Below are 24,757 nucleotides of genomic sequence, written 5' to 3'. Positions count from 1 at the left end.
TGGATATTTCCTCAAATCACTCAGGCAATTTCAGTGTGGAATCGGATCGCCGCACGCGCTTGCGGCGACCGGAGAAAGGCTTTGGCACGGCGTCGACCAGCGCCCGCGTATAGTCATGCTGCGGATTGTCGAACACCGCATTGGTCGGCCCCTGCTCGACAATATTGCCGCGATAGATCACCGCAACACGGTCGGTAATCGCGCGCACCACGCCGAGATCATGGCTGATGAAAAGATAGGAAAGGCCGAACTTTTCCTGCAAATCCATCATCAGGTTCAAGACCTGCGCCTGAATGGAAACGTCGAGCGCCGAGACCGGCTCGTCAGCGACAATCAGTGCAGGTTTGGTGATCAGGGCGCGCGCAATGGCAATGCGCTGGCGTTGCCCGCCGGAAAATTCATGCGGATATTTTTCCGCAGATGCCTTGGGCAGGCCAACCGCTTCCAGCACTTCCGCAACGCGGTCGTCGCGATCTTTGGAACTGGTGCCGCTTTCCAGCGACACAATCGGCTCGGAAATGATGCGCTTCACCGTATGGCGCGGATCGAGAGAACCGTAAGGGTCCTGAAAGATCGCCTGAAAGCCTTTGCGCGCTTCACGCAGGCCCGCGCGATCCAGCCCATAGATATCCTGACCGTTGATGAGAATCTGACCCGATTGCGGACGCTCCAGCCCCATCACCGCACGCGCCAGCGTGGATTTGCCGGAACCGCTTTCGCCGACGATGCCAAGGCTTTGCCCTGCTTCGATCTCGACATTCACCCCATGCAGCACGCGCAATGCGCTGGGCTTTGAAAAGAAAGATGCGCGCGGAAGCTGATATTCGCGCACCACATCGCGCACCTGCAAAATCATCTTGCTCATGAAACCACCTCGCCTTCACGCGGATGCAGGCAGGCGGCGCGATGCACGATGCCGTCATTCTCGGCAATGAAATCGAGACCCGGTATTGCCTGTCGGCAATCGTCCTGCACAAAGGCGCAACGGTCGGCAAAGGTGCAATGAGGCGGGCGCGCCAGCGGGTCCGGCACAACACCCGGAATGGCGGCAAGGCGCTGACGCCCCGTACCATGGTTGCGCACCAGTGCCGCACCATGGGGCGAGGCTGCAAACAAGCCACGGGCATAGGGATGTGCCATGCGCTGAAAGACAGCTTCCGTGCGGCCCGTCTCGACAATGCGGCCCGCATACATGACGGCAATCCGGTCGGTCATTTCCGACACCACGCCGAGATCATGCGTAATCAGCATCAGGGCGGTGCCGGTTTCGTCGATCAGTTCGTCCATCAGATCGAGAATCTGCGCCTGCACGGTCACATCAAGCGCCGTTGTCGGCTCATCGGCGATCAGCAGGTCCGGCTCACAGGCAATCGCCATGGCGATCATCACGCGCTGGCGTTGCCCACCAGAAAGCTGGTGCGGATAAAGATCGAGATTGAAGCGCGGCGCGGGCAGCCCCACGCGATCCAGAAGGCGGCGTGCTTCACGCTCCGCATCGGTCCGGCTTTCGCTTAAGTGCAGACGGCGGCCTTCGGCGATCTGCGCGCCAATGGACTTGACCGGATTGAGCGCCGTCATCGGCTCCTGAAAGATCATCGCCATGCGCCGTCCGCGCATCTTGCAGAGTTCCGCTTCCGGCTTGTTCGCCAGATCCTCCCCGTCAAAACGCAAGCGACCGCGCACCTGCATGCGCTCAGGCAGCAAGCCCATGGCGGCAAGCGCCGTGATCGACTTGCCGCTGCCGGATTCGCCCACGATGCCGAGGCGCTCACCACGGTTCAGCGTCAGCGTGATACCGGAGACAATATCTGCCGAACGAGCACCAAAGGGCAGCTCGACGGACATGTTTTCCATTTCAAGAAGAGGCGTTTTGGACAGGGGTGCGATCATCTTTGCCTCCTGACGCGCGGGTCGAGCACATCGCGCAATCCATCACCCAGCATGTTGAGGCCAAGCACGGCAAACGTGATGGCCAGGCCGGGGAAAATGGCGAGCCATGGCGCGTCATAAATAAAGGTCTGTGCGTCGTTGAGCATCTTGCCCCAGCTTGGCATCGGCGGCTGCGTGCCAAGCCCGACATAGGAAAGGCCCGCTTCGGCGACAATGGCGAGCGCGAACTGGATCGTCGCCTGCACGATCAGCACATGGTTGATATTGGGCAGCACATGCAAAAGCGTGATCGACACATCGCCACGCCCCGCGCAACGGGCTGCCTGCACATATTCACGCTTCCAAAGCCCCAGCGATGCGCCGCGTGTGACCCGCGCAAACACAGGAATGTTGAAAATGCCAATGGCGATCATCGCATTCACGGCACCGGGGCCGAAAACAGCCGTGATGATCACCGCCGTCAGAAGCGCCGGAAAGGCGAAGGCCAGATCGGTCATGCGCATGACGAAACCGTCCACCATGCCACCGCGTGCAGCCGCGAAAGCGCCCAGCGGAATGCCGATCCCGGCACCGACAAGCACGGCGATGATCGACACGGCGATGGAATTGCGCGCGCCGACCATGATCATGGAAAACACATCGCGCCCGAAATTATCCGTGCCGAACAGATGATTGAAGCTTGGCCCCTGCAACTTGTCGCGGAAATTCATCGCCGTCGGCGAATAGGGCGTCCAGAAAAAGGAGATAAGCGCCATCGCAACGAGGATAACGGTGATCAGCGTACCGATGGTCAGGCTGCGGCTCAAAAGCACCGTTCGGAAAAAGCCGGGCTTCGGCAGGATTTGCGTGTCGCTCATCGGCTGCCTCCCGTCGAAAGGCGCGGATCGATGAAACCATAGACAAGGTCAACGATGAAATTGACCGCGATCACGGAAGCGGCAAGCAGCGTCACCAGCGACTGCACGGTGACGAGATCGCGCTGCGCGATGGCCTGAAACACCAGCCTTCCCAGGCCGGGCAGATTGAAGACGTTTTCGATGATGATGGTTCCCGCCAGCAGAAAGGAGAATTGCAGGCCGATGATCGTGACGACAGGGATCAGTGCATTGGGCACCGCATGACGCCACAGTGCCGCCTTGCGTGTCAGGCCCTTGGCGCGCGCGGTCCGCACGAAATCCTCACCCAATGTTTCGATGACGGCGGAACGCGTCACGCGGGCCAGAATGGCTGCAAGCGGCAGTGCAAGCGCCAATGCTGGCAGGAACAACGAGCGGATACCGTTCCAGAAGCCGCCTTCCCAACCCGCAAAGCCCGAGGCCGGAAACCAGCCGAGCTGCAGGGCAAACAGGAGGATCAAGAGCAGGCCAAGCCAGAAATTCGGGATGGCGACGCCGACCTGCGCCACACCCATAGAAAGCACGTCGCCGGTTTTGCCGCGTTTGGACGCCGCATAGACGCCGACCGGAATGGCAACCGCGACCGACAGGACCATGGACAAAAGCGCCAGCGGCAGCGTGACCATGATGCGGGGGCCGAGCAGTTCGCTGATCGGCACGGAATAGGTGTAGCTCGTGCCGAAGTCGCCTTTGAGAAAGCCGCCGATCCATGTGAGATAACGCCACCAGATTGGCTGGTCGAGGCCGAGCTGGGTATGGAGCGCAGCGAGTGTTTCAGGCTGCGCATTGATGCCAAGGATCACGGCTGCCGGGTCGCCCGGCAGCACCTGCATCAGCAGAAAAACGATGACGGAAGCCGCAAGCGTCGTCAGCAAGAGCGAGACCAACCGCCCGGATATATAAGCCAGCAAAGCGACCTCCTTGAAAAGACGGATATCCGCTTTCCACATTCCAACTCGCCGCACGCCCTCCCCTTATATTTATGGGGTGCACGGCCATTCACATTGTTTCAACGCGCATCGGGGATGCGCTTGAATTCCGCCCCTTTGCCAAAGCGCCGGGGCGGAAGCTTTTATTCGGCCCAGTAAGCCTGGGTCAGATCATCAGCCGGGATCGGCATGTTCCTCCACAAACCCTTGACGTTCTTATTCCAGACGCCGATTTTCGGCAGCGCATAGAGGAAGATATTCGGTTCGTCGGCGGCCAGCTTTTCCTGCAACTTCTTGACGAGTTCCAGCTGTTCCTCGTCGCTGCCAGCCTCGGCATAAGACTTGTAGAGCGCCTTATAATCCGGGTTGTTATAGTTGAAGTAGTACTTGTCGCGGGCGTAGATATCGAGATCGCGCGCTTCGGTATGGGCGATGATCGTCGCGTCGAAATCCGACCGCTTGAACACCTGATCCAGCCACTGCGCAAACTCGATCGGCACGAGATTGACCTGAATGCCGACCTCGGCCAGCATCGCCGCAATGATCTCACCGCCGCGACGCGCATAGGCGGGTGGCGGAAGCGTGATGGTGATCGACGTGCCTGCCGGAACACCAGCCTCTTCCAGAAGCTGCTTGGCTTTGGCCGGATCATACGGATAGGTCTGCGAGAGATCGACATAGCCCGGATCAACCGGCGAATAATGCGAACCGATTGGCGTGCCGAAGCCCGAATAAGTGCCTTCGATCAGCGCCTTGCTGTCGATGGCATGGGCCAGCGCCTGACGCACCTTCACATTGTCGAAAGGCGCTTTGGCGTTGTTGAGCGACAGGATGACCTTGCCTGCCGTATCGCCCACTTCGACCTGCAGCTTGTCATCGCTCTTGAAGCGGCTGATCAGCTCCGGGGCCTGGAACATCGGGAACACGTCAATGTCACCCGCAAGAATGGCTGCGGCTGCCGCCGATGGGTCGCTGACGAAACGGAACGTGACGGCGGAGAGCTTTGCAGGCTCACCCCAATAATCCGCATTGCGTTCCAGTTCGACGCGGTCGCCCTGCACCCAGCGCTTGAACTTGAACGGACCCGTGCCAACCGGCTTGGTCTTGTTCTCGCCTGCCGAATTCGGCGCGACCATCACGGCGTCGCCCCAGCCCATATTGAACAGGAAGTTCGAGGTCGGGCGCTTCAGCGTGACAACAGCCGTCGCCAGGTCAGGACATTGCGTGCTTTCAATCGGCGCAAACAGGCCCTTCTGCGCATTGGTGGAATCCGGAGCGACGGCGCGCTCATAGGAAAACTTCACCACCGAGCAGTCGAACGGCGTGCCGTCGTGAAACTTCACGCCCTGACGCAGCTTGAACGTATAGGTCTTCTTGTCATCGGAGACAGTCCAGCTTTCGGCCAGAAGCGGCTTCACCGTGCCGTCTTCCACAATGCGCACAAGACCTTCATAAAGGTTGGCATAGGTAACCTGCCGGATACCGGCAGCGGCATTGGCGGTCGGGTCCAGACCCGGCGGCTCCAGCACTTCGCCGACCACCAGCGTGTCTTTCGCGAAGGCACCGTTGATCGATGCCAGCATCGCAGCCGTTATAAGCCCGGCTTTCAGTAAGTTACCCATGGGTTCCCCTATCCCTCCAACTTTTAAATCGAGCGCCCGCCATCCACGTCGAGCGCAACCCCCGTAATCATAGAGGCAGCAGGCGAGCAAAGGAAAGCCGCCGCTTCAGCCAGATCATCAGGTTTCAACAGGCGGCCCATCGGGATGGAATCGCGGAACTTCTTGCGGATTTCTTCGGTGTCCTCACCCATGAATGTGGTGAGAAGCGGCGTTTCACCGGCAACCGGGTTCAGCGCCACAACGCGGATTTTCGACGGTGCGAGTTCAATGGCGAGCGCCTTCGTTACCGAAACAACCCAGCCCTTGGTGGCATTGTACCAGGCAAGGTTCGGACGCGGACGACCAGCGCCGGTCGAAGCGACATTTAGAATGACGCCTTCCCCATTCTTTTTCATGTGCGGAATGAGCTTGCGCGTCATCAGATAGACACCGCGCGCATTGACGCCGAGAATGCGGTCGAACTCTTCCGGCTCCACCAGTTCGGCATTTTGCGGCTTGTGACCGATGCCGGCATTGTTGATCAGAATATCGACCTTGCCGAATTTCGACAAAGCGGCTTCCACCGCTGCATCAACATCAGCTTCCTTGGAAATATCGGCAGCCACGGCCAGCGCTGCATCGCCGATTTCGCCTGCGACGCGCTCTGCGCCTGCCTTGTCGCGGTCAACGATGACGACCTTTGCGCCGCCGTCAGCAAAGCGCTTCGCCATGCCTTCGCCAAACCCCGAACCTGCTCCCGTGATGAGCGCGACCTTACCTTCAAGCGACACTATGTTTCTCCCAAATGCTAGTCTCAGCCATGCCAGACCGAGATGGTCTTCAGCGAGGCAAACCCGTAAAGCGCCTCAAAACCCTTTTCGCGGCCATGGCCGGATTTCTTCACGCCGCCGAACGGCAATTCGATACCGCCGCCAGCACCATAATTATTGATGAAGACCTGCCCGGAATGGATGGCCCGCGCCAGGCGGAACTGACGTCCACCATCATTGGTCCAGATGCCGCAGACGAGGCCGTATGAAGTCCCATTGGCAATCGCGATGGCTTCTTCTTCGGTGTCGAAAGGCAGAATGACCTGCACCGGACCAAAGATTTCCTCCTGCGCCAGACGATGATCGGCAGGCACGTCGCGGATCAGTGTCGGCAACACATAGGCCCCGCCCTCCGGCGCGTCTTCGGTCAGCACACCTTGCGCGGCAATGGCCAGTCCGCTTTCCTTCGCCAGATCGAGATAGCTTTCGACAATCGCCTTCTGGCGCTGCGATACGACCGGACCGACCGACGGATCAGCACTAGCCGGGCCGACTTTCAATGCGCGGTAGCGTTCGCTCATGCGCGCGACGACATCTTCATAAATACTGCGCTCGACGAGAATACGCGACGAAGCGGAGCAGGTCTGACCGGCATTCTGAATGCCCGCATTGACCAGAAACGGCAAAGCGCGGTCGAGATCGGCATCAGCGAAAACGATCTGCGGCGATTTTCCGCCGAGTTCCAGCGTAACAGGCACAGTGTTTTTGGCAGCTGCGGCTTGCACCGCTTCGCCCGTGCGCACCGACCCCGTAAACGAGATGTGGTTGACATCGGGATGCTCGGAAAGCGCGGCACCTGCTTCCGCGCCAAGCCCGGTGACGACATTGAGCGCACCGACCGGCAGACCGGCCTTTTCGGCAATACGCGCAAATTCGAGAATGGTCAGGCAGGCTTCTTCCGCAGGTTTGACCACGGCAGCATTGCCCATGGCCAGTGCTGCGCCAAGGCTGCGACCCAGAATCTGCATCGGATAGTTCCACGGAATGATATGGCCCGTGACACCATGCGGCTCATAGATCGACAGAACCGTAAAGCCGTTCTGATAGGGCAGCGTGTCGCCATGCACCTTGTCGGCAGATGCACCATAGAATTCGAGATAACGCGCCAGCGCCACCACATCGGCGCGAGCCTGCGTGACCGGCTTGCCGACATCTTTCGATTCCAGATCAGTCAGGAGATCGATGTTCTTCAACACCTCTTCCGAAATGCGGTGCAGCACACGGCCACGTTCGGTTGCGGTCAGCTTGCCCCAATCGCCGGAAAGCGCCTTGCGGGCGGCCGCCACAGCCTGATCGATATCGGCCTTGGTGCCGCGCGCGATCAGCGCCAGATCGCTGCCATCGGAAGGGTTCTTGACGGTGATATGCTCGCCGCCAGCCGCATCCTGCCACTGACCCGCGATGAAATTGCCATAACGGAGCAAGCCCGCTCCTCCCGTCTGGTTCTCATGCTTCATCTTCATTCTCCCGAAGAGGCTGTTCCGCCTCTAATCTTGCCGTGGTGGCGCGGATATGCGCCCGCGCCAGCCGCTCAGCCTGTTCACCATCGCGCGCGGCAATGGCCTCAACGATTGCGCCATGCTCGCGGATGGCGTCGCGTGCGCGGTCTACCGACAGCGAAAAGGAAGGCGCGAAAACTTGCGATGTCATGCGCAACAGCGGCACGAAGGCAATCAGCGAGGCATTGCCCGCCGTGTTCATCACCGCCATATGAAAATCGACATTGGACTGGGTGTAGGCTTTGGGGTCCCACGGATCGACCACGGCCGACTGGCCTGCAACATGGGTGCGCAATCTGGCGATATCCGCATCGCTCGCCCGCTCGGCCGCAAAGCGCGCAGCGACACCGTCGAGCACTTCACGCACGGCATAGGCATCGATCAGGCGGGTGAGATCGGCGGAGGCGACGCGCACCCCCCTGCCCGGCAGATGGATGACCAGCCCGTCGCGCTCTAGAACACGCAAAGCTTCCCGCAAAGGCGTGCGGCTGATGCCGAATTCAGTGGCTATGTGCTCCTGCCGGAGGATCGCGCCCGGCGCATAAACGCCCGCATAGATTCGCTCCCGAAGCGCCTCTGCCACTTCGTCCAGCAACCGGGTCTGACTACGCCATTCATAAGCCGACAATCGAAAAGTCTCCCAACTTTTCTCAAACTATATCCTGGATACAAAATCGGTCAATCCGAATTTCGACGACTTTTCTGAAAAGATGAAAGCCTGTTGACGACCGATAATTCTGGAGAATGAGGCCCACGCGAAACAGTGTGCAAAGCGCATAAAAAACGCCGCGACAAGCGCGGCGTTTTTAAAGTGCGTGAATGCGAGCTAGCGACAGTTTTTTACAAGAAACTGTCGGCGATGGGCTTCCACTCGCCATCCTGATTGTCGAACTGCGGAATATGCGCGAGGCTGTGAAGCAGCTTCACGTCGTCGCCAAGCATTGCCTGCCAATCCTTGGCTTCAGTGAGGATGACGCCGATGCCGACGACCTCACCACCTGCCTTGCGCACCAGTTCGACCGAGCCCTTGAGGCTCGAACCGGATGCCACGACATCGTCCACCACGACCACGCGCTTTCCCTTGAGAAGCGGGATTGCCTGACGGTCGAGAAGCAGACGCTGCTCGCCCTTGGAGGTGATCGAGGAAATCGTCTGCACCAGCGCATCGCCGAGGTGGATTTTCGGCGACTTCTGCAACACCACATAATCGTCGAGACCAAGCGCGCGCGACACTTCAATCGCCACCGGAATACCGAGCGTTGCAGCGCCGACGATCACATCGGGCTTCAGCGGCACCAGCTTTTCGGCCAGTGCCTTGCCCACATGTTCGCCAAAGCGAACACCCAGATCGATGACCATCATCAGGGAAATGGCAAAGTTCGGATTGATCGGCACAATCGGCAGATCGACCTTGCGGCCTGCCACATCGACGGTCCAGACCTGTCCGTTGCCGGAGAGTTTCGTGCTGTCTTCAGTCATCGTTTTACGTCCTTGGTATTGAGCCGTGATTCGACCAGCAGGCCAACATTGCGCCAAGTGGTGCGCTTGCGCTTGGTGTCGAAGCCATAAATGGCGAGCGAAAGCGAAATGGCATGCGCCATGCGGATTGCCTGCACCAGAAGTGGAACACCGCGCGCCAGCGCAAAACGCAGGCGCATGGGGAAGGAGACGTCATCGATTTCCATGCCGCGGGCGCGCTGCGCATCCGCGATACGTTCGAAATCCTCGCGCAGCATCGGGATGATGCCGAAGGTCAGCGACAGCACCAGCGTTACCATAGGCGGCAGACGCGCAGCGCTTGCCGCAGCCAGAATGGAACCCGGCGTGCTGGTTTCCATCACAAAATAGAAGGCCGCCGTGGTCGTCACCAGTCGCGCCGCCATACCGGCGGCAATCGGCAGCGTATCCACGAAGGCCATGCCTTGCAGCACGAGATTGAGAATCCAGCTCGCCATGACGAGCAGCGTCAACAGCATCGCACCCTTGAGATAGCCGCGCAGGCCCGGCACCTTGACCAGTACCAGAAAGCCGACCGTCACCAGCGCCAGCGGCACGCCATAATGCCAGCCGGGCACCAGCCAGGCTGCAAGCATGACCAGAAAAGCCGCGACGAGCTTCACGAAGAAGTTCAAATCGTAGAAGATTTTCATGCGGCTTCTCCCGTCTCAACGACACGCGGCTTGGGCCAGCCCAGTGCGCCATAGGCATCGGAAGCCCAGGACGCATCCACATCGCCATCGAAAGTGACATGGCCGTTATCGAGGATCATGACACGGGACGACACATCGTCCACCAGTTCCAGATCGTGCGAGATCAGCATCACGGCACGGTTTTCGCTGAGTGCGGTTTCGAGGAACAGTTCCAGCATACGGCGACCGTTGAGATCGCGCGCCAGAAGCGGCTCATCGAGAATGGCAACCGAAGCGCCCGCCGCTTCCGCACAGGCGAGACCAAGCAAGGCCTGCTGCCGCGAGGACAGCGCAAACGGGTTGGTTTCCTCGTGACCGCCCAGACCATATTTGTGCAGGCAAGCGGTTGCGCGGGCGGTGATGGCGTCATCCTTCGGCGCGCGGGTCGCCGCTGTGATGGCGAAGACCACCTCTTCCAGCACCGTCATGTTGAACAGAATCCGGCGCATGTTCTGCGGCAGATAGGCAACCGAACGGGCGCGCTTTGCGGCAGTCCACTTGTCGGCATTCTCGCCGCCAATGGTGATTGAACCGGCCGCAATTTTCTGAAGGCCCAGAATGGACTGGAACAGCGTGGTCTTGCCCGCACCGTTCTTGCCAATCAGACCTACGACCTCGCCCGCCCGTATCTGGAAATTCACGTTTTCAAGAACCGGCTGGCCATCACGGCGCTGAAGCTGGGTCTTGATGCCCGACACGGAAACGAGCACCTGACCATCGGCTTTGCCACCGGCAAGGCGCTTGCGCACCGCCACAGGCGGCAGAACCCCCGCATCTTCCCAGGCTCCCGCATCATTGATGATGGAAGCAAGCGGCACGACGGGCGCAAGCTTGCCTTCCTTCACCAGACCGACATCGGTGACGACGGCCTGCAAGGAGGCAGGATCCTGTTCGGCAATCAGCAGGGCCGGAATTTCCGCACCGAGCTTTTTGAGAACCCGCACAAGACGCTGGCGCGCCGCCGGATCAAGACCCGTGGTCGGCTCGTCGAGGATCAGGAGCTTCGGCTCGGCAGCCAGTGCGGCGGCCATGGCCACCATGCGCCGCTCGCCGCCCGAAAGGGTCAGCACGCGACGGCCACGCAAGGCGTTCAGTTCAAGCTCGTTGAGAAGATCGTCAATCCGCGTGCGGACGGCGTCTTTGGCAAGGCCGCGATTTTCCAGCGGAAAGGCAATCAGGTCTTCGACGCTGAGATCCCAGAGCTGGTCTTCCACATTCTGCGAAACCACACCGACCGTGCTGAACAGCTCATCCTTCGACATGGAAGAGATGGGCTTGCCGTTCAGCGTCACATCGCCGCCGAAAACCTGCGGGGTGATCAGACGCGGCACAATGCCGGATGCGGCGTTGAGCAGCGTGGTCTTGCCACTGCCGCCCGCGCCGCAGACCAGAAGGCGTTCGCCGTCACGGATATCGAGGCTGGCCTCGGCGATTGCCAGAACGGAATCGCCAAAGCCCACTTTAACATTCTGCAGTTGGAGCACTTTTCCGGGCCCGTTCTCAGAAACGCGTGAAACCGGACGGATGCGCGCCCTTGAGAATCTTCAGGGCCGGAACCACCAACAGCGGGGTGCCGATCAGCATCGGAACGATATCGGAAAGACCGAGATACATGACGGCCCACCAGAACGGGAAAATGCCGAGATAGGCAAGGCTTGCCGAAACGGCGGCAACCATCAAGAGGCCAACAATCAGGCAGGTCGCTGCAATTTTAATCAGCGTGGCGCGATTGAAAGTCGTGGTCTTCGGATCGAACAGGATGCCGGGGATCAGGCCGGTCAGGCCAACCATGATGCCGTCGATGAGCAGCGAATGCGCAGGAATGAAGGTGCCAGCGAGCAGCGACCAGATGATGGTGCCGAGATAGCCGCAGATGAAACCGCTCTTGCGGCCCAGCAGAATACCGACCAGCGGCGGCAGGAAGGCAAAAATGCGCCACTGGATCACGCCCGGAACCAGCTGGATCGGATTGGCATAAGCCCAGAGAACGCCGGTTGCCGCAGCGGCAACGATGGAAAGAACGATCGGAAACAGTGTATTTCCGTCGTTGTGGATGGTGGTTGAGTTGGACATTGTCTTATTCCCGTAAAGTATCTCCCGTCTGCTTAAAGCAAAAGCCATGCCGCTTGGCTGTCGCAGCGGGCGAAAGAGACTTTATTGTAATGGCGTGAGGCTATCCTGTCGGCATTTCTGTAGCGATAAAGCACTTCCGGCAAAAACACCCGGCCTTCCGAAGAGTCAAGTGGAGTCACGCCGGCAAAGCAATGAGTCACACCAAACATGGGTGGACGCTTCGTGTCAGAATCAAAAAGGCGGCAGGCCGTGGCGAAAATGGCGATTTCGAGAACCGGAGCTTGAGCCGTACTTTTGGGTACGTGAGCACGGGAAGCCTTGCACAATCCTGAAAAGTTGCAGACTTTTCGGATCAGATTGTGCGCATGCAAATCTCAAATTGCCATTTGCAGACCGGCATGGTGACTTTTGGAACAGGCACTTAATTTTCTACTGTTTCAGCCAGTATCCCGGCCAGTTGCCTGATCTGTTCGGGGCCATGATCCATGTGCCGGATGACGATTTCCATCGGCTCGACCGCAGGCAGGCCCGCAAGCTCCGGCACGGCGCGGTGGGCGGGTAAAATAACGCGCGTCGGCAACAGGCTGACGCCAAGTCCCTCCGCCACGGCACTTTGAATGCTCACCAGACTGGAACTGGTGAACACCACATGCCAGGGCCTGCCGATCCGATCGAGCGCCTCCATCATGTCGCTGCGATAAAGCCCGTTCGGCGGAAAGGCGACCAGCGGCAGCGGTTCAAGCCGCGACATTGACGACACCGGAAAATCCGCACTCTCAAGCCAGGTCAAAGGCTCCGGCCAGCGCATCTTGCCGACTGTCTCGCCGCGCTTCTGCTTGACCATCACGAGATCAAAGTCACCTGTCTCGAAACCTTTCTGCAAGTCGCGGCTGAGACCGCTTGTCACTTCCAGCTTGATATTCGGATGTTCCCGCATGAAAGCCGCCAGGGCAGGCGTGACCAGCCGCGATGCGAAATCTTCCGGCAGGCCCAGACGAAACACCGTCGCAAGCGCGCTGCCGGTCATGGCGGCAGCGGCTTCATCGTGCAGGTGCAGCATACGCCGCGCATAGCCAAGCAGCTTTTCCCCTGCATCGGTGGGCCGCACATCGCGGCGCGCCCGCTCCAGCAAGGCCTGTCCCGCCGCCTCTTCCAGCCGCAATATTTTCTGGCTGATGGTCGATTGCGTCGAATGCAATTGCTGCGCCGCAACCGTGAAGCTCCGGCTGTCGACGACCGTGACGAAAGCCCGCATCAAATCGAGATTGAACATAGTATTCATAAATCCACTGAATATCAGTTCAACATTTAATTTTCAAATATAACCGCCAGGCTGTATGAAAACGGTCAACCAAGGAGAGCCGCAATGCGCCGAACATTATTCAGCTTGAGTGCCTTGGCATTGATTGCAGGAGCGATTGTCATGAGCGAACCCACCTTGCCCGGCCATCAGGCCATCGCACAAACCGAAACCGGCCTTATCGAAGCAGCCAGCAGCGGCAACCTCGCCGCCGTGAATGCCGCCATCAAGGCCGGAGCCGATCTTGAAGCGCGCGGCAAAAATGGCGAAACGGCCCTGCTCGCCGCGACCCACGCCAATCACATCGATGTTGCACGCGCTCTGATCGAGGCGGGCGCGAATGTGAATGCCAAGGACGCGATCAATGACAGCCCCTATCTTTATGCGGGTGCACGCGGCCATCTCGAAATCCTAAAACTGACGCTGGCCCATGGCGCGGACCTGAAAAGCACCAACCGTTATGGCGGAACGGCGCTGATCCCGGCTTCCGAGCGCGGTCATGTCGAGACGGTGCGCACGCTGATTGCAGCGGGCGTGAATGTCGATCACATCAACAAGCTTCACTGGACCGCATTGCTGGAAGCCGTCATTCTGGGCGATGGCGGCGAACGCCATGTCGAAATCGTCAGGCAACTGATCGATGCCGGTGCCGATGTGAACCTTGCCGACAAGGACGGCGTGACGTCATTGCAGCATGCACGCCAGCGCGGCTTTGCGCCCATGGTCGCCCTTCTTGAAAAGGCAAGCGCGAAATGAGCACCGACCGCGCCTTTCTCGATCAGGCCATAGCGCTTGCCTTCGACAATATCGAACAGGGCGGGCGTCCGTTCGGCGCGGTGGTGGTCAAGGACGGTGACGTCATTGCCACCGGCGTCAACCGCATGCAGGCCGAATGCGACCCGACCGCCCATGCCGAATTGCTGGCGCTGCGCGCAGCAGGCAAGGCCCTGCAATCGCCGCGTCTTGACGGTTGCGCCGTCTATGCCAGCGGCCAGCCCTGCCCCATGTGCTTCGCGGCCATGCGCATGGCGGGCGTCGACAAAATCCTGTTCGCCAATTCCAACGAACAGGCCGAACCCTACGGCCTGTCCACCGCCAAAATCGCCGCTGAACTGGTCAAGCCCGTCAGCGCGCAGACCGGTATCCGCTTTGAACATTGTCCATCGGAAGAAGGCGAGCGCCTCCTCCGCACATGGCAGGATCGCAGCGGCACATAATAAAGTCTCATCATGCAGAACAACCATTCCAGCACCGGCGGTAACCAGACCGCGCCCATTGCTCTTGTCGCGCTCGTCGCCCTGATCGGCCTCAATTTGCGGCCTTTCCTGACGGGACCGGGGCCGGTTCTGTCAGATATTGCCGCCGATACGGGCATGGAGTTCGGCGCGCTTTCACTCCTGACCTTTCTGCCAATGCTGCTGATGGGGCTTGGCGCATTTGTTGCCCCGCGCATCCAGTCGCTTTTCGGCACACGCCGCAGCATGTTCGCAGCACTCGCGGTCCTCGCGGCCGGATCGGCGCTGCGCGGTATCGTGCCGGACGGCCTGTCACTGATCATCACGGCCATTCTCTGCGGCGCTGGCGTTGCCATGATACAGGCGCTGATGCCCGGTCTCATCAAGGCCAGATTTCCGTCGTCCATCGCCACGATCACCGGACTTTATTCCGCAACCATCATGGGCGGCGGCGCGCTCGGCGCACGGCTGGCGCCATGGTTTGCCGGTGCCGCCCATAACTGGCGCTATGCGCTCTCTTTGCTGGCCATTCCCGCCGTGCTCGCACTGATCGCCGCCGTGCCGATCCTGAAAGACGGCCCTAGCGCAACGGAAGCAACGCGCCAAAAGTCGGGCATCACAGCCACGCTGTTGCGACGTCCGCGCACATGGGCGCTGATGGCCGCATTCGGCCTTGTGAATGCCGGTTATTCCTCAATGGTCGCATGGCTTGCGCCTTATTATCAGACGCTCGGGCTTGAGGCCTCGGCGACGGGCAGCCTTGTCGCCACCATGGCGATTGCGCAGGCGTTGAGCGCCTTTGCGCTGCCCATGCTCGCAAGACGCAGCGTCGACCGCCGCCCATGGCTGCTGTTCAGCCTGTTGATGCAGGCTGTCGGATTTGCCGGGCTTGCCTTCGCGCCCGATATCTCGCCCGTTCTGTGGTCGGCGATCTGCGGCGCTGGTCTCGGCGGCAGTTTCGCGCTGGCCATGATCACCTCGCTCGATCATTTGCCGAAACCGGATGAAGCAGGTGCTCTGGCCGCCATGATGCAGGGCGGCGGATTTCTTATTGCAGCACTTGGACCTGTCGCAACCGCGCTGCTCCATAACATCACCGGCGGCTTTGCTGCGGGCTGGATCATGCATCTTGTACTGGTCGCAGCGATCTGCCCGCTCTATCTCAGTTTCAATCCCCGCCACTATGCCCGGGTGATGAACCTGCCCGTTTCGCCCGCAAACGGCACACAATAGCGTTACCCGATCAATTTATCGGGCAAAAACGCTGTTCGGCGGGCATTTTTGGGTTAGATAGCTTGCTCACCTTCCCAATCGGGTTAAGGTTGCCGCCATCCCTCAGACTGGTCAATGACATGAAGCACGAAACCGTCATCAAGCAAGGCACGTCCGTCGCACCGGACGGATTGCCCAAGCCGAGAATCTATTGGGCATGGGCTACCTTGATGGTCGGTTTGACGCTTGCCGTCATCGACGGCACCATTGCCAATGTCGCGTTGCCGACAATCGCCGCCGATTTTTCCGCCGGTCCCGCCGCGTCGATCTGGATCGTCAACGGCTACCAGCTCGCCATCGTCATCAGCCTGTTGCCGCTGGCAGCGCTTGGCGAAATCTACGGCTATCGCCGCATCTATCTGGCGGGCGTTTCGCTGTTTACGGTCGCATCGGTGGCTTGCGTCTTCGCGCGCTCGCTCGAAACGCTGACCCTTGCGCGTATCGTGCAAGGATTGGGCGCAGCAGGGCTGATGAGCGTCAACACTGCGCTGTTGCGCTATACTGTTCCGCAGGCGAAATTCGGCACGGCCATCGGGCTCAATGCCCTCTTTGTCGCGGTTTCCTCGACCATCGGACCGACGCTTGCAGGTGTCATCCTATCCTCGCTGACCTGGCCATGGCTCTTCGTCATCAATATTCCGCTCGGTATCGCAGCGGTTGCGATGGGCATCCGGACCCTGCCGGAGAACGAGCGCTCGGCGCGCAAGTTCGATGTCGTCAGCGCCATCCTCAGCGCTTTGACCATCGGCCTTCTGATCACGACCATCGACAGCGCAGGCAACGAAATCAGCAAAACTGTCGTCGTGCTTCAGGCCGTGGCCTGTCTCGTAGCGGGTATCCTGCTGACGCGGCGCTCGCTGCGCACCACAGACCCGCTTTTGCCCCTCGATCTGTTGCGCATTCCGGTATTCACCCTCTCGATCTGCACGTCGATCATGTCGTTCCTGGCGCAGATGATGGCCTTCATCTCGCTGCCATTTTTGTTCCAGACCGTGTTCGGTTTCAAACCGATCGAGGTCGGTTTTCTCATGATGCCATGGCCGATTGCGCTGGCATTGGTTGCGCCTTTGTCCGGCAAGCTTTCGGACAAACATTCGCCGGCGATTTTGGGCTTGCTCGGCCTCATCACCTTTGCCGCCGGGCTGGCACTGGTCGGCATGTTGCCCGCCCATCCGACGATTGGCGATATTTGCTGGCGCATGGCCATTTGCGGCATTGGCTTCGGCCTGTTTCAGGCGCCGAACAACCGCATGATGATCACCTCGACACCGCGTGCCCGTTCTGGCGCTGCAAGCGGTATGCTCGGCACGGCCCGCCTGCTCGGCCAGTCGCTGGGTGCGGCCTTTGTGGCTTTCCTGCTGTCGCAATGGGGCGTGGAAGGCACGCCCTATATACTCTTCATCGCTTCGGGCTTTGCGCTGTTTGCATCGGTAATCAGCTTTTCACGCCTCAGCGCCGGTCGTGTGGGGGCATGATTTCGTTCATCCACAGCGATGAAAAATTTTCCATCGAAAGGCTCGTTTTGCCTGTTGCAATCTGCAATGCGTTGGTTCATATACCGCCTGCCTGACGGAAACGACTTCCATCGGAAACGTTTTCAGGTCGAAACTGGCGCGAGCGGGTGTAGCTCAGGGGTAGAGCACAACCTTGCCAAGGTTGGGGTCGAGGGTTCGAATCCCTTCGCCCGCTCCAGTTTCCAGCAGGCACACGCAAAATCCCGGCTCTGTCCGGGATTTTTGCTTTTTATCTCCCTGCTTGCCCTTGAGACGCATTCCGAACCGGAAGCAAACTTATAGAAAATCGACGCGTTGTCCAAACAGGGCTTGGCAGCGGCGCGGCGAACCATTAACACGTTGCAGGTCCCAAAACGGGCAACCCTTTTGCCGCAAGGTTTTCTCCGGGGCAGATCGACGCCCCAACACTGAGCCACGAATGACAGACATGCCGACAGAGCGACCCGATTTCGACGCGCAAGCCGCCGTCGCGGGAGCCTATAGGCCTTCCTCACGCAAACGTTCCGGTGGTTTTCTGCGCGGCAACTCGCTTCTCGGGTTGATCGTACGGCGCATTCTGCTTGGCATTGTGTTGCTCTGGGCGATATCAGTGGTCATTTTCGCAGGCACACAAATCTTGCCCGGCGACGTGGCAACCGCCATGCTCGGCCAGCAGGCGACCCCGCAGGCCGTCGAAAGCATCCGCAAGGAACTCGGCCTTGAGCGACCGGCAATCCAGCGCTATTCCGAATGGCTGGTCAATGCCGTGCAAGGCGATCTTGGCCGCAGCTATTCCAACCGGCAGGACATCGCCAAAAGCATCGCGCCGCGCCTGTCGAACACGCTCTACCTTGCCGCCATGTCGGCGCTGTTCGCGATACCGCTGGCGCTTGTGCTCGGTATCATTTCCGTTCTTTATGCCGGCACGGTGATCGACCGGGGCATAGCCGTGGCAACGCTCGCCACCATATCGCTGCCGGAATTCTTCGTGGCCTATATTCTGATCGCCTATCTTGCGATTTCGCTCGGTCTGCTGCCATCGAGCGCGCTCGTCACTTCGTCGATGAGCGGCTGGCAGCGCCTGACGGCTGTGGCCCTGCCCTGCATGACGCTGGTGATCGCCGTGACCGGCCATATGGTGCGGATGACGCGCGCCTCGCTGCTTTCGGTGATGTCGTCGCCCTATATCGAGAATGCACAGCTCAAAGGCCTGCCGCGCTGGCGCATCCTTATGAAACACGCCTTGCCCAATGCGCTGTCGCCGGTCATCAACGTGATTGCGCTGAACCTCGCCTATCTGGTGGTCGGCGTCGTGGTGGTTGAGGTTATCTTCGTTTATCCCGGCATGGGCCAATATATGGTCGATCACGTCGCCAAGCGTGACGTGCCGGTGGTGCAGGCCTGCGGGCTGATTTTTGCCGCCGTCTATATCGGCCTCAACATCATCGCCGATGTCATTGTGATCCTGACCAATCCACGGCTGAGGCACCCGCGATGAAAAAGCGCAAGCAATCCTCGTCGCTGCTAGCAATCATCGGTTTCGGCGGTATCGCCTTCTTCCTGTTTGTCGCCATTTTCGCAGATTTTCTGGCGCCGCATCCGATTTCGGAAGTGGTGGGCGCCGTGTGGCAAGGCCCCTCGCCGCAAGCCCTTCTCGGCACAGACAATATCGGTCGCGATCTTCTGTCCCGCGTCATCTGGGGCACGCGACTGACACTTTCGATTGCCGCTGCCTCGACCATCGCCGCTTTTGCAATTGGCGTGCCGCTTGGCTTTCTTGCTGCGCTCTCCAAGGGATGGCCGGACCAGCTTTTGTCGCGCACCAATGACCTGCTCATGGCGATCCCGACGCTGATCTTCGCGCTGGTTGTGCTCGCCGTTCTGCCGAAAAGCGTGTTCGTGCTCATCGCTGTCATGGCCGTGCTGGAAGCGACCCGCGTTTTCCGCGTCAGCCGCGCCATCGCTTCTGATGTGGTGGTGCTGGACTATGTTGAAATCGCCCGCCTGCGTGGCGAGAGCAAAGGCTGGATCATCTTCAACGAAATCCTGCCCAACGCATTGTCGCCGCTGCTGGCCGAATTCGGACTGCGCTTCGTCTTCGCAATCCTGTTCCTCTCCACCCTGTCTTTCCTCGGGCTTGGCGTACAGCCGCCAGTGGCCGATTGGGGCAGTCTGGTGAAAGACAACAAGGACGGGCTGATGTTCGGCGTCTTTGCCGCGCTTATTCCCGGCGGCACCATTGCGGCTCTGGCGATCAGCGTCAATTTCGTCGTCGATTGGGTCTTGCAGCGCACGTCGAGCCTGAAGCGGGGTGCGCAGGACAATGGTTGAGACTGGGGCTGAACCCTTGCTGAAAATCACCGGTCTGGAAATCCGTTCCGACGACGGCATTGTCGTCGACAAGGTCGACCTGACCCTCGCCAAAGGTCGTGTGCTTGGCCTCATCGGTGAATCCGGCGCGGGCAAATCGACCATCGGTCTTGCAGCTCTTGGGCATGCACGCGGCGGCTTGCAGATTACCGGCGGGACCGTGACACTTGATGGCAGCAACATTCTATCGCTGTCGCGCAAGGACATGCAGGCAATGCGCGGCAGCCATGTCGCTTATGTGGCGCAATCCGCAGCGGCTGCCTTCAACCCCGCCCATCGCCTGATCGATCAGGTTATCGAAGCCACTGTCTGGCACGGCTTGATGAAACGCGCGGAAGCCAAAAAACGCGCGATAGAACTCTTTGCCATGCTCGGCCTGCCGGATCCGGAGCATTTCGGCGAACGCTATCCGCATCAGGTATCGGGCGGCCAGTTGCAGCGCGCCATGACCGCCATGGCGCTTTGCCCGAAGCCCGATCTCGTAGTTTTCGACGAACCGACCACCGCGCTTGACGTGACCACCCAGATCGAAGTGCTGATCGCGATCAAAAAGGCCATCGAAACCACCGGCACGGCAGCACTTTATATCTCGCACGACCTCGCAGTCGTCGCCCAGATCGCCGACGACATCATGGTGTTGCGTCATGGCCGCATGGTCGAACAAGGACCCGTCCGCCAGATATTCGACGCGCCGCGCGAAGATTATACGCGCCAGCTCGTTGCTGTGCGCCAGAAGGAAGTGGAAGGTAAGCCACAAGCTGCCGAACCGCTCCTGACCGTCAGCAAGATCAGCGCTGCCTATGATCCCGCCAATCCGGTGCTGAGCGACATTTCGCTTGAACTGGAAAAGGGCCGCACCCTCGCCATTGTCGGCGAGTCCGGCTCCGGTAAATCGACGCTGGCCCGCGTGGTTTGCGGGCTTCTGCCGCCGACCGCCGGTGAAATTCGCTTTGACGGAGCCGTTCTGTCCCCGCGCCTTGAAGGCCGCTCGAAGGAAACACTGCGCAATATCCAGATGATCAGCCAGTTGCCCGATCTGGCGCTCAATCCCCGCCGCACCATTGCCGACATCATCGGACGCCCGTTGCAGTTTTATTTCGGCATGGGTCGCGCAGACCGGCGCAAGGCCGTGGCCGAACTGATGGATCGCATCGAGCTGCCGCAAACCTTGCTGGAGCGCTATCCGGCTGAACTTTCCGGCGGCCAGAAGCAGCGCGTCTGCATTGCGCGTGCGCTTGCCGCGCGGCCAAAGCTGCTGCTTTGCGACGAGCCCACCTCGGCGCTCGATCCGCTGGTGGCCGAAGGCATTCTCGATCTCCTGCGCAGGGTGCAAAACGAGACCGGGACATCCTATCTCTTTGTGACGCACGATCTGGCCATTGTGCGCGCCATCGCCGACAGTATCGCGGTCATGCATCGCGGGCGTGTGGTTCGCTATGGCCCGAAGGCCAGCGTGCTGACGCCGCCCTTCGACGACTATACGGCCAAACTTCTGGCTTCTGTTCCGCAAATGGAACCCGGCTGGCTCGACGGCATCATTGCCGCACGCGCCAGCACGGCACAGGACAATATCTGAAAGGACAAGACCTCATGACCAACAACGCGCGCACAGGGGCAATCATTCTCGACGGCGGCATGGGCCGCGAACTGGAGCGCGTCGGCGCACCATTCCGCCAGCCGGAATGGTCGGCGCTTGCCCTGATGGAAGGCCCGCAATTCGTGCGCGAAGTGCATGACGGCTATATTGCCGCTGGCGCCGATGTCATCACCACCAACAGCTATGCGGTCGTGCCGTTCCATATCGGCGAAGAGCGCTTTGCCGCGGATGGTCACAAGCTCGCAGCCCTTTCCGGCACCATTGCCCGCGAAGCCGCCGATGCGTCCGACCGCGACGTGAAGGTCGCCGGTTCACTGCCGCCGGTCTTCGGCTCCTACCAGCCAGACTTGTTCGATCCGGCCCGTGCGGGCGAACTGCTCGGCGTTCTGGTTGACGGTCTTGCGCCTTCGGTTGATCTCTGGCTGGCCGAAACCCAGAGCAGCCTCGCCGAAGTGAAAGCTGCCCATGCGGCCACCCGCAGCACCGGCAAGCCGCTATGGGTTTCCTATACGCTGCGTGACGATGTTGCGCCGGAAGACATGAGCGAGGCACAGCTTCGTTCGGGCGAAACCGTCGCCGAAGGTGCGCGTCTGGCCGCAGAAATCGGCGCAGAAGCGCTGCTGTTCAATTGCGCCATGCCGGAAGTCATGGATGCCGCCATTCTGGCTGCCAAAAAAGTTTTCGACGAACTTGGCAAGGATATTCCGGTCGGCGTTTATGCCAATGCCTTCCCGTCGCAGCAGGGCGACGAAGAGGCCAATGCAACCGTGACGGAAGTGCGCGCCGATCTCGATCCGGATGCCTATGGCGTCTGGGCGCAGCGCTGGGTAAAGAATGGCGCAGGCATTATCGGCGGTTGCTGCGGCATCGGCACCAACCACATCCACGCATTGTCGAGCAAATATCTCTGCGCATGAGTTCGCGTCTAGAGCGGTTCCGGTTAAAACGGAATCGTGGAACCGCTCCATCTATTTGTTTTTACGCATTATCCTACGCAAAACCGCTACGCACTTTTGCTGGAAATGCTCTAGGTTCAAAGAAAAAGGCGGCTTTATAGCCGCCTTTTTTATATCAGGAAAGAATGCGGATCGCCGCCAGCGACAGCGCGACGACACCATTTGCAATCGAGCGTTCGTCCGGCTGATAGTCGGAATTGTGCAGCTTGTCGTTGCGGCCTTCCTGCGACGCACCGACGCCCAACTGGAACGATGGCACCTTCTCGGCCACCAGAGCAAAGTCTTCCGAGCCGAGACTGCCGCCGCGCTTGAAATAGACATCGCCGTAGTGCTCGCGAATGGCCGCACCCGTTGTCTCGATCAGAAAGGGATCGGACACCATTGACGGCACGCCGCGCACATAATTGATTTCGCAGCGCACCCGCATGGACGCCTCAAGCCCCGCGCAGATGCGACGCACCGCAGCCTCGACCACATCACGCGTTGCCGCATCCTGACAACGGACGGTGCCCATCAGCGTCACCGCATCCGGAATGATATTATGGGTGTGACCGCCATGGATCGAACCGATGGTGAGCACAGCCGTATGCATCGGGTCGACCTCGCGCGATACGACCGTCTGCAGCTGGTTGATCAGTTGCGCCGTCGCAACAATCGGATCAACAGCCTGATGCGGACGGGCTGCATGGCCGGAAGCCGCATGAACGGTGATATCGAACTCGTCCGACGAACCATTCGCCACACCTTCCACAAAGGTGAAAGTGCCGGTCGGTTCTTCAGGCTGGTTATGAAAGCCGAGCGCATAGTCCACACCGTCCAGAATACCGTCCGCGATCATGGCGCGGGCGCCGCTTTCCAGTGTTTCCTCGGCGGGCTGGAACATCAGCTTTACATTGCCGCTCAGGCGCGGTGCGATTTCCTTGAGCACGCTGCCAATACCGATCAGCGTCGCCGTGTGGAGATCATGACCGCAGGCATGCATCTTGCCCTGATGGGTGCTGGCAAAAGGCAGGCCGGTCTGCTCCTCGATGGGCAGCGCGTCCATGTCGGCGCGGATAACCAGCGTCGGCCCCGGACGCCCGCCCTTGATCAGCCCCACAACACCGGTACGGCCAATGCCGGTCTGATGCTCGATGCCGAGACGCTCCAGCTCGCGCGCCACCACGCCAGCCGTCCGCTCCACATCGAAGCCGGTTTCGGGATGGGCGTGAATATCACGGCGGATTTCGATCAGATCCGGCTCCACCTTGTCCGAGAGCTGCTGAACGAGTGAGGAAAGGTCATTGAGGCCGTGGCTGGTGGTCTGCGTCGTCATGGTATCTGTCCGGTTAGGGCATAATCCAACTCGTGCGCAACGAGGATCAAAGACTATGCTTCAGGAAGGTAGAATTATCTACGACCGGCTTATCGCGGTTTTGCTCTAATGAACAAGACCAAATTTTCGCGCTCACTTGATCGCGATCTGTCACCCTCTTAGTTTCAGTATCTTCGCCTTAAACGCCAAAAGCCCGCTTTGTTAGCGGGCTTTTTGGAATGGTTGTTTGACTGTTTGGTTGCGGGGGCAGGATTTGAACCTGCGGCCTTCAGGTTATGAGCCTGACGAGCTACCGGGCTGCTCCACCCCGCGCCAGGGTGTGTATATTATAACCGGTTGGGTATTTTTAGCGTTTTACGCGTATTTGGAGTGTTTTGTATGTTTTAGAGAAGATGGTTTGATTTGTGTGCTTGGCAGACCTGGCAGCGACCTACTCTCCCGCATCTTAAGATGAAGTACCATTGGCGCTGGAGCGTTTCACGGCCGAGTTCGGAATGGGATCGGGTGCAGCCGCTCCGCCATAACCACCAGGTCGGCGAAGAACACAAATTGAGAAGCTGGATTAGGGCAGTAGGGGAATAAGCAAGTCAAGTGAGTATGTTCACTCACTGCTTCATTCACCATGCCGTCTTTCGTGCAGATAATAAAAAGCACACGACTGTGTGCCGCCGGTTTTCCGGCGCGCCCGCGCAGCCGTCTGGCGAAGCCAGACTGGCGTGAGCGATATAGATCATCAAGCTACGCTTGATGGATATTGTAAATGGGAGTGATCAAGTCGATCGAGCTATTAGTACCGGTAAGCTACATGCGTTGCCGCACTTCCACACCCGGCCTATCAACGTGGTGGTCTTCCACGGCTCTGATAGGGAATACTCGTTTTTAGGTGGGTTTCCCGCTTAGATGCCTTCAGCGGTTATCCCGTCCGTATATAGCTACCCTGCTATGCCGTTGGCACGACAACAGGTCCACCAGAGATACGTCCATCCCGGTCCTCTCGTACTAGGGACAGATCCTATCAATATTCCTACACCCACGGCAGATAGGGACCGAACTGTCTCACGACGTTCTGAACCCAACTCACGTACCGCTTTAAATGGCGAACAGCCATACCCTTGGGACCTGCTCCAGCCCCAGGATGCGATGAGTCGACATCGAGGTGCCAAACAACCCCGTCGATATGGACTCTTGGGGGTCATCAGCCTGTTATCCCCGGCGTACCTTTTATCCGTTGAGCGATGGCCCTTCCACGCGGGACCACCGGATCACTATGACCGACTTTCGTCTCTGCTCGACTTGTCAGTCTTGCAGTCAG

At 59.5% G+C, this 24,757-nt stretch carries 22 protein-coding genes, 2 tRNA genes and 2 rRNA genes (1 of these 26 running past the window's edge); 9 read left to right on the top strand and 17 right to left on the bottom strand.

The features are described 5' to 3' along the window. Positions 1-16 precede the first annotated feature (16 nt). From ACTJKP_RS05110 to ACTJKP_RS05050, 13 genes are all read right to left on the bottom strand, one after another. Positions 17-865, bottom strand: a complete 849-nt coding sequence (locus ACTJKP_RS05110; protein ID WP_440629900.1) for an ATP-binding cassette domain-containing protein — start codon at positions 863-865, stop codon at positions 17-19. Then, positions 862-1,890, bottom strand: coding sequence for an ABC transporter ATP-binding protein (locus ACTJKP_RS05105; RefSeq protein WP_440629899.1), 1,029 nt, complete (start codon positions 1,888-1,890; stop codon positions 862-864). Before ACTJKP_RS05105 ends, ACTJKP_RS05110 begins: the two co-directional genes overlap by 4 nt. After that, on the bottom strand, positions 1,887-2,747 hold the full coding sequence (locus ACTJKP_RS05100; RefSeq protein WP_431569698.1) for an ABC transporter permease: 861 nt from the start codon (positions 2,745-2,747) through the stop codon (positions 1,887-1,889). Before ACTJKP_RS05100 ends, ACTJKP_RS05105 begins: the two co-directional genes overlap by 4 nt. Further along, positions 2,744-3,697: an ABC transporter permease gene (locus ACTJKP_RS05095; protein WP_078339956.1), complete on the bottom strand. Its 954-nt coding sequence runs from the start codon at positions 3,695-3,697 to the stop codon at positions 2,744-2,746. Before ACTJKP_RS05095 ends, ACTJKP_RS05100 begins: the two co-directional genes overlap by 4 nt. A gap of 161 nt (positions 3,698-3,858) precedes the next feature. Further along, positions 3,859-5,337 carry an ABC transporter substrate-binding protein gene (locus ACTJKP_RS05090; protein ID WP_440629898.1) on the bottom strand — a complete coding sequence of 493 codons (1,479 nt, stop codon included), beginning with the start codon at positions 5,335-5,337 and terminating at the stop codon, positions 3,859-3,861. Between the two features lie 23 nt (positions 5,338-5,360). Then, a complete protein-coding gene (locus ACTJKP_RS05085; protein ID WP_440629897.1) occupies positions 5,361-6,107 on the bottom strand; it encodes a glucose 1-dehydrogenase in 747 nt (248 codons plus the stop codon). 23 nt (positions 6,108-6,130) lie between these two features. After that, positions 6,131-7,609, bottom strand: a complete 1,479-nt coding sequence (locus ACTJKP_RS05080) for an aldehyde dehydrogenase family protein (RefSeq protein WP_440629896.1) — start codon at positions 7,607-7,609, stop codon at positions 6,131-6,133. Further along, positions 7,593-8,273: a GntR family transcriptional regulator gene (locus ACTJKP_RS05075; protein WP_078339873.1), complete on the bottom strand. Its 681-nt coding sequence runs from the start codon at positions 8,271-8,273 to the stop codon at positions 7,593-7,595. Before ACTJKP_RS05075 ends, ACTJKP_RS05080 begins: the two co-directional genes overlap by 17 nt. 212 nt (positions 8,274-8,485) lie before the next feature. Then, a complete protein-coding gene (locus tag ACTJKP_RS05070; protein WP_440629895.1) occupies positions 8,486-9,124 on the bottom strand; it encodes a phosphoribosyltransferase family protein in 639 nt (212 codons plus the stop codon). Next, positions 9,121-9,795 carry an energy-coupling factor transporter transmembrane component T family protein gene (locus ACTJKP_RS05065; RefSeq protein WP_109989879.1) on the bottom strand — a complete coding sequence of 225 codons (675 nt, stop codon included), beginning with the start codon at positions 9,793-9,795 and terminating at the stop codon, positions 9,121-9,123. Before ACTJKP_RS05065 ends, ACTJKP_RS05070 begins: the two co-directional genes overlap by 4 nt. Continuing rightward, complete coding sequence (locus ACTJKP_RS05060) at positions 9,792-11,318, bottom strand: ABC transporter ATP-binding protein (RefSeq protein ID WP_151592537.1); 1,527 nt, start codon at positions 11,316-11,318, stop codon at positions 9,792-9,794. Before ACTJKP_RS05060 ends, ACTJKP_RS05065 begins: the two co-directional genes overlap by 4 nt. Positions 11,319-11,334: 16 nt before the next feature. Further along, a complete protein-coding gene (locus ACTJKP_RS05055; RefSeq protein WP_021586547.1) occupies positions 11,335-11,907 on the bottom strand; it encodes an aminotriazole resistance protein in 573 nt (190 codons plus the stop codon). Positions 11,908-12,328: 421 nt separating this feature from the next. Then, entirely contained in the window at positions 12,329-13,180 is an 852-nt protein-coding gene (locus ACTJKP_RS05050) for a LysR family transcriptional regulator (RefSeq protein WP_440629894.1), read from the bottom strand. A 150-nt stretch (positions 13,181-13,330) separates the two neighbouring features. Here ACTJKP_RS05050 and ACTJKP_RS05045 point away from each other — a divergent pair, with 150 nt between their 5' ends. From ACTJKP_RS05045 to ACTJKP_RS05005, 9 genes are all read left to right on the top strand, one after another. Then, a complete protein-coding gene (locus tag ACTJKP_RS05045; RefSeq protein ID WP_440629893.1) occupies positions 13,331-13,963 on the top strand; it encodes an ankyrin repeat domain-containing protein in 633 nt (210 codons plus the stop codon). Further along, a complete protein-coding gene (locus ACTJKP_RS05040) occupies positions 13,960-14,424 on the top strand; it encodes a nucleoside deaminase (RefSeq protein WP_138787267.1) in 465 nt (154 codons plus the stop codon). The genes ACTJKP_RS05045 and ACTJKP_RS05040 overlap by 4 nt, the downstream gene beginning before the upstream one ends. Positions 14,425-14,436: 12 nt before the next feature. Next, on the top strand, positions 14,437-15,675 hold the full coding sequence (locus ACTJKP_RS05035) for a cyanate transporter (RefSeq protein ID WP_440629892.1): 1,239 nt from the start codon (positions 14,437-14,439) through the stop codon (positions 15,673-15,675). A gap of 119 nt (positions 15,676-15,794) precedes the next feature. Next, positions 15,795-17,189, top strand: a complete 1,395-nt coding sequence (locus ACTJKP_RS05030) for an MFS transporter (protein WP_440629891.1) — start codon at positions 15,795-15,797, stop codon at positions 17,187-17,189. Between the two features lie 142 nt (positions 17,190-17,331). Continuing rightward, a tRNA-Gly gene (locus ACTJKP_RS05025) sits at positions 17,332-17,406 on the top strand. Positions 17,407-17,655: 249 nt separating this feature from the next. After that, positions 17,656-18,705: an ABC transporter permease gene (locus ACTJKP_RS05020; RefSeq protein WP_440630128.1), complete on the top strand. Its 1,050-nt coding sequence runs from the start codon at positions 17,656-17,658 to the stop codon at positions 18,703-18,705. Then, a complete protein-coding gene (locus ACTJKP_RS05015) occupies positions 18,702-19,538 on the top strand; it encodes an ABC transporter permease (protein WP_151592527.1) in 837 nt (278 codons plus the stop codon). The genes ACTJKP_RS05020 and ACTJKP_RS05015 overlap by 4 nt, the downstream gene beginning before the upstream one ends. Further along, positions 19,531-21,153, top strand: coding sequence for an ABC transporter ATP-binding protein (locus ACTJKP_RS05010; RefSeq protein WP_440629890.1), 1,623 nt, complete (start codon positions 19,531-19,533; stop codon positions 21,151-21,153). The genes ACTJKP_RS05015 and ACTJKP_RS05010 overlap by 8 nt, the downstream gene beginning before the upstream one ends. A 14-nt stretch (positions 21,154-21,167) precedes the next feature. Beyond that, positions 21,168-22,091, top strand: coding sequence for a homocysteine S-methyltransferase family protein (locus ACTJKP_RS05005; protein WP_440629889.1), 924 nt, complete (start codon positions 21,168-21,170; stop codon positions 22,089-22,091). Positions 22,092-22,245: 154 nt separating this feature from the next. On the opposite strand, the gene ACTJKP_RS05000 is transcribed toward ACTJKP_RS05005, so the two are convergent. The 4 genes from ACTJKP_RS05000 to ACTJKP_RS04985 all read right to left on the bottom strand — a co-directional run. Next, complete coding sequence (locus tag ACTJKP_RS05000; protein ID WP_440629888.1) at positions 22,246-23,445, bottom strand: M20 metallopeptidase family protein; 1,200 nt, start codon at positions 23,443-23,445, stop codon at positions 22,246-22,248. A 235-nt stretch (positions 23,446-23,680) separates the two neighbouring features. Beyond that, positions 23,681-23,757, bottom strand: a tRNA-Met gene (locus ACTJKP_RS04995). A 105-nt stretch (positions 23,758-23,862) separates the two neighbouring features. Further along, positions 23,863-23,977: ribosomal RNA gene (gene rrf, locus ACTJKP_RS04990) — 5S ribosomal RNA — on the bottom strand. A gap of 234 nt (positions 23,978-24,211) precedes the next feature. After that, positions 24,212-24,757 (bottom strand): 23S ribosomal RNA (locus ACTJKP_RS04985); it runs 2,267 nt beyond the window's last position.

Source organism: Brucella sp. 22210 (genome assembly GCF_052045675.1).
In the GTDB taxonomy this organism is placed as follows: Bacteria; Pseudomonadota; Alphaproteobacteria; order Rhizobiales; family Rhizobiaceae; genus Brucella.
Note: the sequence above shows the minus strand (reverse complement) of the source record. Positions and strands in the feature narration are given on the sequence as shown.

What these genes read in the sequence shown, in the direction of transcription:
- ACTJKP_RS05110 (WP_440629900.1), bottom strand. Translation starts at nt 865, where the DNA reads ATGAGCAAGATGATTTTGCAGGTGCGCGATGTGGTGCGCGAATATCAG.
- ACTJKP_RS05105 (WP_440629899.1), bottom strand. Translation starts at nt 1,890, where the DNA reads ATGATCGCACCCCTGTCCAAAACGCCTCTTCTTGAAATGGAAAACATG.
- ACTJKP_RS05100 (WP_431569698.1), bottom strand. Translation starts at nt 2,747, where the DNA reads ATGAGCGACACGCAAATCCTGCCGAAGCCCGGCTTTTTCCGAACGGTG.
- ACTJKP_RS05090 (WP_440629898.1), bottom strand. Translation starts at nt 5,337, where the DNA reads ATGGGTAACTTACTGAAAGCCGGGCTTATAACGGCTGCGATGCTGGCA.
- ACTJKP_RS05080 (WP_440629896.1), bottom strand. Translation starts at nt 7,609, where the DNA reads ATGAAGATGAAGCATGAGAACCAGACGGGAGGAGCGGGCTTGCTCCGT.
- ACTJKP_RS05070 (WP_440629895.1), bottom strand. Translation starts at nt 9,124, where the DNA reads ATGACTGAAGACAGCACGAAACTCTCCGGCAACGGACAGGTCTGGACC.
- ACTJKP_RS05065 (WP_109989879.1), bottom strand. Translation starts at nt 9,795, where the DNA reads ATGAAAATCTTCTACGATTTGAACTTCTTCGTGAAGCTCGTCGCGGCT.
- ACTJKP_RS05055 (WP_021586547.1), bottom strand. Translation starts at nt 11,907, where the DNA reads ATGTCCAACTCAACCACCATCCACAACGACGGAAATACACTGTTTCCG.
- ACTJKP_RS05050 (WP_440629894.1), bottom strand. Translation starts at nt 13,180, where the DNA reads ATGTTCAATCTCGATTTGATGCGGGCTTTCGTCACGGTCGTCGACAGC.
- ACTJKP_RS05045 (WP_440629893.1), top strand. Translation starts at nt 13,331, where the DNA reads ATGAGCGAACCCACCTTGCCCGGCCATCAGGCCATCGCACAAACCGAA.
- ACTJKP_RS05040 (WP_138787267.1), top strand. Translation starts at nt 13,960, where the DNA reads ATGAGCACCGACCGCGCCTTTCTCGATCAGGCCATAGCGCTTGCCTTC.
- ACTJKP_RS05035 (WP_440629892.1), top strand. Translation starts at nt 14,437, where the DNA reads ATGCAGAACAACCATTCCAGCACCGGCGGTAACCAGACCGCGCCCATT.
- ACTJKP_RS05030 (WP_440629891.1), top strand. Translation starts at nt 15,795, where the DNA reads ATGAAGCACGAAACCGTCATCAAGCAAGGCACGTCCGTCGCACCGGAC.
- ACTJKP_RS05020 (WP_440630128.1), top strand. Translation starts at nt 17,656, where the DNA reads ATGCCGACAGAGCGACCCGATTTCGACGCGCAAGCCGCCGTCGCGGGA.
- ACTJKP_RS05015 (WP_151592527.1), top strand. Translation starts at nt 18,702, where the DNA reads ATGAAAAAGCGCAAGCAATCCTCGTCGCTGCTAGCAATCATCGGTTTC.
- ACTJKP_RS05010 (WP_440629890.1), top strand. Translation starts at nt 19,531, where the DNA reads ATGGTTGAGACTGGGGCTGAACCCTTGCTGAAAATCACCGGTCTGGAA.
- ACTJKP_RS05005 (WP_440629889.1), top strand. Translation starts at nt 21,168, where the DNA reads ATGACCAACAACGCGCGCACAGGGGCAATCATTCTCGACGGCGGCATG.
- ACTJKP_RS05000 (WP_440629888.1), bottom strand. Translation starts at nt 23,445, where the DNA reads ATGACGACGCAGACCACCAGCCACGGCCTCAATGACCTTTCCTCACTC.